Genomic DNA, 9,143 nt, shown 5'->3' with positions numbered 1-9,143 from the left:
AGTGCCCCAGCCAGCGCGCGAGCGTCGCCTCGTCCCACAGCGTCGGGTCGTACTTCAGGTACAGCCCGTAGCCCTGCGCGCGCCGGCGCACTTCCAGCACCAGCTCGTACTCGCCTTCCTGGTACAGTTCCTCCTCCCAGGTCCAGTCCGCCACGCCCGCCAGCGCCTGGGTGTCCAGCGTGTCCTGGTACAGGTACGCCGCCTGGAACAGTGGCGCCGCCTCGCCACCGCTCAGGCCCAGCTCGCGCACCAGCGCTGCGAACGGGTAGCTGTGCGCCATCGCGTCCACCACCTGGCGCTGCAGCGCCTGCACCTCCTCGACGAAGCTGCGCTGGCCCAGCCCCTGCGCGCGCACCGGCAGCATGTTCACGAACATCCCCACCAGACCCGCACACGACGCATCGCGCTCGTCCAGCGCCATGCCCACCACCACATCGTCGCGTCCGCTGTGACGGCTCAGCAGGCCCTGGTACACGGCCAGCAGCAACGTCGATGGATACACCCCGTGCCGCGCCGACCAGGCCTGTACCGCTTCGCCCAGTGCTGCCGGAAGTTCATGGCGCAGCGTGCGGCCAGCAAAGCCCGGGGTGGCCCCGCGTGGATGGTCCAGTGGCAGCTCCAGACTCGTCGGTGCATCGGACAACGCCGTGCGCCAGTAGCTGAGACGGCGCGACGCATCCGCGCCCCGCAGTCGCGCCCGCTCGGCCTCGACAAAACTCACGTACCCGTCGCCGCCCTCGGGTGCGGGCAAGGCCGCCCCCGTTCCCAAGGCGACATAGGCTTCGTGCAGCGCGGCCAGCAACAGGCTCACCGAGCCACCGTCGATCACCAGATGATGGACAACCAGCAGGAACAGACTTTCGCCGCTCTCCGGATCGCCCAGCCAATGTGCGCGGATGAGTGGCCCCGCATCGAGATCGAAAGGCTGTTCGATGCGCTCGCGCAGCCACGTCGAACGCTGCTGCGCGCTCCAGCCCGACACATCACGCTGCTCGAGCGACAAGCCAGGCTGCCGATGCAGACTCAGATGCAAACGGCCCTGCCGATGAACGACCGATGCGCCCAGCAGGGGCCAGCGTTCCAGCACGCTCGCGCAGGCGCGCCGGAAGCGCTCGCGATCCACGCCAGCCGGCAGGCGCAAACAGAGCGGCACGTTATAGGCCGCCATCCGCGGATAAGCCTTTTGCAATGCCCACAGACCACGCTGGGTCTCGCTCAACTCGATCTCCACCGCGGCCGCGGCCTCGTCGGATAAACGCACGAACGCGTCGGTGACCTGGTCGCGGCTCAACTCGCCGGACTCGTACAGCGTGATGATCTGGTCCAGTGTCATAGCGGTATTCATGACGCGCCCTCCACCAGCAGGGCACGCGCCTGCGCATGGTCCAGAGCGCCGTTGCGGTAGGCCTGCAGCACCTTCAGCACGGCATCCGGTGCGGGCGCCACGACCGGCTGATGGACGGACGTTTCGGTGCTGCTTGCCAGCGGAGTCGCCTGCACGCGCAGCAGAACTTCCGCGTGCTGTCCGGCCAGGTGATCGGCGAGGCGCTCGATAGTCGGGTACTCGAACAGGACCGAAGGCAACACCGTGGCGCCGAGCAGGCGGCTCAGTTCGTCGCTGAGCGCGACCACGCCCAGCGAGTTCAAACCCAGTTCCTGATAGCTGACCTGCGTGCCAATCGCTTGGACCGGCCGCTGCAATCGCATCGCCAGCCACTGGCGCAGGCATTGCACGGCCTTGGCGGTGGGATCGGCGCCGGCCTCGGCCTGGGCCGCCAACGTGAAGCGCCACGACGGCGCTGCAATGGCGGGGGCCACTGAAGTGGCAACCGCAGCGGGCGCAGCCTGCGTTTGCGCCGCCGTCCGAGTCGGCGAGAGTTGCCACGGAAAATGCTGCCGCGCAAACGGATAAGCCGGCAAATGGCAGCGCTTCGGCCGCACGGAGCCGTAGCGCTTCAGCCAATCCACACTGGCGCCCTGCGCCCAGGTCTGGGCCAGTTCGTCGAGGCTCAACTCATCGGCTGCTGTTGCCGCTGCTGGCGCACGCTCCGGATCGACGCTGCCGCGCCACAGTCCGGCCACCGGTCTTTGTTCGGCCAGAGCCTGCAAGAGGAAGCGCAGTTGTTCCCGATTGCCGGCCTTGAGCGCGGCACGCTCGGCGAGCGCGGGGCGACCGGTCTGGCAGGTGTACGCCAGTTCGGCGAGGCTGGGCCGCGGTCCGACCTCGGTGTCATCGATAAAGGCCAGCAGGCGTTGCGCGACCTGCGCGAGCTGCGGCGCCGTGGCTGCCGACAACGGCAGCACCACGTCCTGCGCGTGCTCCAGCAGTTGCGGTCCGAGTTGATCGTCAACACCCGCGCCGTACTCGCGCACCACCATGTGCACATTGGTGCCGCTATGACCGAACGCGTTCAGCGCCGCGTAACGCGCGACCCCCGGTTCGCTGTCCCAGTTCATCGCGGCTTCGGGCAGGCGTAGCGCCGAAGCGCTCAAATCGATCAGCGGATTGAGCCGGTCGAAATGCAGCAGGCCAGGTAACTGGCGATGACGCAACGACAGCAGGAGCTTGATCAGACCGACGGCGCCGGACGCTGCCCCGGTGTGCCCGATATGCGTCTTGCTGGTGCCGATCACGCAAAACGCCCGGCGCGAAGTCAGGCTGCCAAATGCACGCGTGATGGCGTTGCCTTCCACCGCGTCGCCGAGCGCCGTGCCGGTACCGTGCACTTCGAAGTGACTGATGCGCTCCGGCGCGATGCCATAGCGGGCCCAGGTGTCGCTGAGGAGCGCCTCCTGCGCCTTGCCATTGGGCGCGGTGATGCCGTTGCTGGTGCCGTCCTGGTTGCTGCCGCTGGCTTCGATCACGCCGTAAATCGCGTCACCGTCGGCCATGGCCTCATCCAGCCGCTTGAGCACCAGCATGCCCACGGCCTCGGACAACACCATGCCATCGCCTGAAGCCTCAAAGCTCGAGCAGCGTCCTTGCGGCGACAGCATGCCGGTATCGGCCAGATGGCCCAACCCCTCGACGCTCAGCGCCGCAGCCACGCCGCCGGCAAGAGCAAGCCGGGTTTCGCCGTGACGCAGGCTCTCGCAGGCCAGATGAATGGCCATCGCACCCGACGAGCAACCGGTATTCACCACCAGCGCCGGCCCCTTCAGATCCAGCAGATACGACAGGCGCGAAGCGATGATGGCCTCGGACGCCCCGGCGAACGAGCCCTGGAAATAACCGCTGGGCTCGGCGCCCACATAGACCCCGGTACGGCTGCCACGCAGGCTGCGCGGGTCATAGCCGGCGTCCTCGAGGGCCTTCCAGCCCTCCTCCAGCACCAGCCGCTGCGCCGGGCTCATGCCAGCGGCTTCCTCCTGCGACAGGCCGAAGAAGGTGGCGTCGAAATAATCGCGGCCCTGCAGCGCGCCGCCGCGCGGACTCGCGCCCTGTGCCGGCCGGCCGTAGGCCTCGGGTAATTCGCGGATGCTGTCGCGGCCGTTCCACAGATTCGCCCAGAAGCTGTCCACATCCGCGGCATCGGGCAATTGAGCCGCCATACCGATCACCGCAATCGCGACCGGGCGCGATACCTCGGCGGTGCTGGCCAAGGGGGCGGGCATCGTATCGACCGCTGTCGGTGTCTGCGCTGTCGGCGCAGGTGCGCTGATCGCTACAGGTAGCACCGGTGCTACGGATGTTTGCCGCAACAACACCGGTGCGCCGCCGCGCTGTTCCAGCACGTGCCGGCTCAGCGCGGCGATGGTGCTGTAGTCGTAGATCACGGTCTGGCCGAGCTGGATCCCGAGACGCTGGTTGAGACGCTTGACGAGCGCCACGCTGAGGATGGAGTCGATGCCGTAATCGGAAAACGCGGTCTCGTCGGCGAGACTCGCGGCCTCACGCTTCAAGGTCTCGGCGAGACAGTGACGGATCTCCGCGGCGACGGCGGCGGTGGCATCGGCCGCGGCAACCGCCACGTGTGGCGCGGCTGCGCTGGCAGGCGCATGCGACGGCGGCTGTGCAGGCACAGCACCCGAACCGGCCGACGTCGACGCAGTCACCGATGCCGATGCGGATGCCGAGGCAGCGGCCCCCAGTCGTATCAGCCCGCGGCTTTCGGCCACCCACACTTGCTGCAATTCGCGCCCCGGGCCATCGAGGCAGACCGGCAGCATCCCGGCCTCCCGCAGCAAGGCCTGCCAATGCGCGCTATCCAGCAGCGGCGAGCCGGGAATGCGCAACTGCGGATCGTCGTACAGCCACCAGCCTTCCAGCAGACCGAAGGTCAAGGTACCGAGCAGGCTCTTGCTGACGCCTTCGTTGGCGATCAGCACGCCGTGGCCACGCAGCGCCGATTGCACGTGGCGCAGCGTGGCCCGGATGTCGTGGGTGGCATGCAGACAATTGGTGGCAATGACAATGTCGTAGCCGCCCGGCGATATGCCCTGCCCGGCCAGAGGTCGCTCGATGTCGCAACGCCGCGTGCGCAGATAGGGATAGTCGGCCAGATAGCGCTCGCGCGCCTGGGCGAGGAAAGCTTCGGACAGGTCGGTGTAGCAGTACTCGACCACAGGCGCGCCGATCGCAGCCAGCCGCGGCAGCACTCTCGACGTCGTGCCGCCGGTGCCGGCGCCGACCTCGAGCACGCGCAAGCCCGCCTGCGGTTCGGCGGCGAGGCGATGACGCACATAGGCCTCGACCGTGTCGGCCACCTGATGGTTGAAGGAATCGGTCCAGGCCGTGCCCTGGTAAAGGCCGGCCACCTTGCTCATGCTGCCGTCGGCAAAGATCACCGAGGTCGCGGCCAGCTGGCCGCGCAACACGTCGGGCAGATGACGCAGGCAATCCTCCACCAGCAGCACAGCGGCCCGGCGCTGCGGATCCTCTACAAACCTGGCCTTGTCACGCTCCCAGTCCTGCCACAGCGCTTCGGCCTGCTGCAGACTCAAGGACCGCAGCAATTCGACACGCCCCTCCCGCGACCGCAACCAGCCGTCCGCTTCCAGCAGTTGCGTGCAACATTCCTCCCACCAGCGCCGGTAATCGTCGGTCACGCCCAGCTTGTGCCGCAATTGCTCGCTGTCCCAGCTGACCCCGGCCTGATCGAATAAACCGAGGCGCCGTAGCTGGGCAGCCAGCAGGCCGCGCAGGATCCGGTCCAGCTCGGTCCAGTCCGGTGGCTCTGCGGTGGAGGTCAGTGCCGCAGCATCGAAGCCATCCAGGAACGAAGCCGTGCCGGTGACCGCAACCGCGACCCCATCCGCCTCCGTGCTCGGCATCAGTTCGCGCACGGTGTCGGAGGCTTTCAGACACAAGGCCTGATCGAGCGTGCCCTGCCCCAGCGCCGCCACGAAGCGCTCGAAGAAAGCACAGGCCTCGTCGGCTTGAATGCCCGTGAAGTGCCTGGCGAGATCCTGCTCGACCGAGGTGCCGGCCAGCGAATCCTGCCAGTAGCCCCAGTGAATGATGCCAACGCGGAACGGCGCCTGGGCGCGGATCGATTGCACGTAGCGGTCGGCCGCGGCTACGCCGACTGCATAGGCGGCCGACGCTCTCGCGCTGAGAAAAGCGAAAGACTGCACCGAGGAGTAGTAGCAAAGAAAATCCAGCGGTTCGTCGCGCAAGGCCTGATAAAAATGCCGCGCGCCGAGCGCCTTGACCGCGACCGCCTTAGCCAGTTCGTCAGGGCTCCAATGCGCGGCAGGCGCGTCGGGGCCGCGATCCATGGCCGAAAAGATGGCGCCGTCGATGACACCATGGATCTGTCTCGCCTGCGCCACCGCTGCGCGCACGGCATCGGCATCGGTGAGATCGACCTGGATGTAGCTGGGCACCGATTCACCGACTTCCAGCGCCCGCAGACGCGTGGCCAGTGCCGGCGTATCGGCGCCGCTGCGCCCTAGCCAGATCACCCGCGCGCGATAGCGCTGGATCAGGTAACGGCTGATCGCCCGGCCGACTGTGCCGCTACCGCCGGCAATCAGGTACACGCCGCCCTGTTTCAGCCCGCCATCCTGCAGAGTCCCCCAGTCGAGGCGTTCAAAGCGTTGCTGCCAGCGCTCGCCGCCGCTGAAGCGCACGATCTCGCCGCGCTCGCTGGCCGGTTCGGCCCATAGCTGCCGCCAGCTGGAAGCCGACCATGCGTCGGCGCTGACATGCAGATGGCGCAGCCGCAGGCGATGATCGCCCTGAGCGATGGCGTACGCGAGGCCGCTCAGGCCGCCGCCGGTCAGGGAGTCGGCGCTGCTGGCTTCGATCGACACGAGATAGAACTCGATGCGCGGCGCCTGTGGCCCCTGTGGCCCTTGGTTCAGCGCCCGCTGCAGGCATAGCAACTGCGCTTCACTCGATCCCGGACGGCCGGGCCAGCTCGATGCTGCTTCGGTCTCCTCTGGAGCATCGACGAGAAAAACCACGCTGTCAGGCTGCCCGCCCTCCTGCAGCGCGTCGGCCAGGGCCTGGCTGTCGGACGCTTCGCACAACCATTCCGCGGCGCCCAGCCGGCGATTTTCCTGACCCAGGCGGATCAGACGCAGTGAGGCCGAAGGCCAGCGCTGCCCGCACCATTCGAACAACTGGGCCGCACGCACGGAGGCTGCGGGTACGACGATGGCGAGCGATGCTGGCGCCTGCGTATCCTGGCCTTCGTTTGCGACGGCGGGCGTGGCCACCCAGCGTGGGAGATAGCTCAATCCATCCCAGGACTCGCCCGCCGCAAGTTCGACTGGCTCCGGCTCCAGCTCTGACTCTGTCGCCATTGCGGCGGCCGGCGCTTCCAGCCAGTGACGGGTACGCGCAAAAGGATAGGTAGGCAGACTGACCCGGCGCGGGCGCCCGTTCCGGTGCAGGCCGGTCCAGTCCAACGGCAGGCCATGCGCCCATAAGGCCGCCAGCTTGTCGAGCTTGCCGGTCGCCGCCCACTGTGCAAACAGGCGATCCGAGTCGCCATCGTGGTCGAAGGCCTGCAGCAAAGGATGGGCGTGATCAACATCGCCCTCATGGCCGACCTTGTGGCCCGCCAGATAGTCGGCCAGTTGTCGGCGCAAGCTGGCGGCATCGTCGGCGACCAGAGCCAGTCGATGGGTCATGCCGCGACGGCCGACTTGCAGCGTATAGGCCAGATCGTGCAGCGGCGGCGTAGACGGTGCGCGATCGAGGTAATCGAGCAATTGCTGCGCGACCGCGCGCAGACGCTCCTGCGTCCGTGCGGACAGCACGATCAATTGCGCGGCGCTTGCCGGTGCATCGACGGGCTCCGCGAGGTAAGCCTCGAGGATGGCGTGGGTGTTGGTGCCACCGATACCGAAGGCGCTCAGGCCAGCCAGCCGCGGACCGGGCGGCCAGGGCTGCAGCCGCTCGGCCACGTAAAACGGCGAAGCGGCGAAATCGATCGCGGGGTTTGGTTGCTGGTAGTGCAGCGTCGGCGGAATCTCGCCGTGTTCCAGGCTCAGCGCCAGCTTGATGCAGCCCGCCAGCCCCGCCGCCGTGTCCAGGTGGCCCAGGTTGCTCTTCACCGAGCCGATCGCGCAGTACTGCCGCGCGTCCGTGTGACGCCGGTAGGTTTCGCTCAGTGCGGTGACTTCGATCGGGTCGCCCAGCCGCGTGCCGGTGCCGTGGGCTTCTACGTAGCCGATCTGCGCCGGGTCGATGCGCGCCTGGCGCAGCGCCTGCTCGATCACCGCCGACTGGCCGCGCACGCTCGGTGCATAGAAGCCGGCCTTGTCCGCGCCGTCGTTGTTCACCGCCACGCCGCGCAGCAGCGCGTAGATGTGGTCGCCGTCGGCGATCGCCTCGCGGGCACGCTTGAGCAGGATCACGCCGCCGCCCTCGCCGCCCACCATGCCGTCGGCGCGCGCGTCGAAGGTCTTGCAATGGCCATCGCTGGCGAAATTCAGACCCGGCTCGTGGCGGTAACCCAGGCTGTCCTCAGCGAACAGGGTGGCCGCGCCGACCAGCGCCAGACGCGCCTCGCCGGCCAGCACGCTGCGCCGTGCCGCGGCCAGCGCGCTCAGAAATGACGAGCAGTTGGTCTGTACGAAAATGCTGGGGCCGGTCAGCCCCAGTTGATAGGAGATCAAGGTCGGCAACGAGCCGCCCTGCGACATCAGCCAGGCCACATAGCGGTCGCCCGCTTCGACGGCGCGCGGATCTTGCAGGCGCGCCTGATAGCCGCTGAAGCTGGCCGACATGAACACTGCCGTGTCGGGAATTGCTTCGGGCGTGTAGCCGGCATCCTCGATCGCGGCCCAGGCATGCTGCAGCAGCAGGCGGTACTGCGGATCCATCAAGGCCGCGGTGCGCGGCGACAGATTGAAGAATTCAGCATCGAACCAGGCCTTGCCCTCGATGCCGTACTGCACCGGTACGTACTGCGGGTCGGCGATCAGCCGCTCCGGTACACCCGCGGCGCGTAGCGCTTCGGCGCTGAACACCTTCGCGCTGTCGTGACCTGTGCGCAGGTTCTCCCAGAACGCGCGATGGTCTTCGGCACCGGGGAAGTGGCATGCCATGCCGATGATTGCCAGGGTGTCTGCGGCGATTCCGGTTTCGGCTTCGGTTTCGGGTTCGGCTTCGGTTGAACCGGGCTCCAACGACACGGGCCGTTGCGCGACCGGTTCCAGCTCCACCTCCGGTGCCACCGAAGCCGCCGATGCTGTGGACGTCGGACGCCGTCCCTCCAGGTAGACCGCCTGCGCCGCCACACTCGCATGCGCAAACACCTGCGCCACCGCGAACGCCTGACCGAACTCCGCCTCGATCCGCTCTGCGAGCAGCACTGCCGACACCGAGTTGCCACCCGCCTCCAGGAACCGTTCCTCCCGTCCTACCGACGTCCGCTCCAGCACCTGCGCCCACACACCCTGCAGGCGCAACTCCAGTTCCGCACGCAGCCCCTCTATCCGTACTCCTTGCACCGGTGCCGCGTCGACGCCCTGGGCCTGCTCATGCTCCCGCTCCGGCAGCGCCCGCGCGCGCAGCGCCTGACGGTCCACCTTCCCGTTCGGCGTCTGCGGCAGCCCCGCCGTGCCCAGCCAGATCGCCGGCTGCATATACCCCGGTACCCGCTCTCCCAGCCACCCCTGCAGGGCCCGCACCTGCTCCGACTCCAGCCATCCGTCGCCCTGCGTCTGCTCCACCGGCACACACC

The 9,143-nt window shown here is 67.9% G+C and carries 2 protein-coding genes; both read right to left on the bottom strand.

From position 1 onward, the window contains the following. The coding region (locus BWP39_RS31330) for a condensation domain-containing protein (RefSeq protein WP_207557283.1) at window positions 1-1,345 on the bottom strand (1,345 nt) is incomplete at its 3' end. Next, window positions 1,342-9,132, bottom strand: a complete 7,791-nt coding sequence (locus BWP39_RS31325; RefSeq protein ID WP_207557282.1) for an SDR family NAD(P)-dependent oxidoreductase — start codon at window positions 9,130-9,132, stop codon at window positions 1,342-1,344. The genes BWP39_RS31325 and BWP39_RS31330, both read right to left, overlap by 4 nt. Window positions 9,133-9,143 lie beyond the last annotated feature (11 nt).

It is taken from the genome of Paraburkholderia acidicola, from assembly GCF_002362315.1.
GTDB classification, from domain to species: Bacteria; Pseudomonadota; Gammaproteobacteria; order Burkholderiales; family Burkholderiaceae; genus Paraburkholderia; species Paraburkholderia acidicola.
The sequence above is the reverse complement of the archived record's forward strand: the minus strand, read 5'-3'. Positions and strand labels throughout refer to the sequence as shown.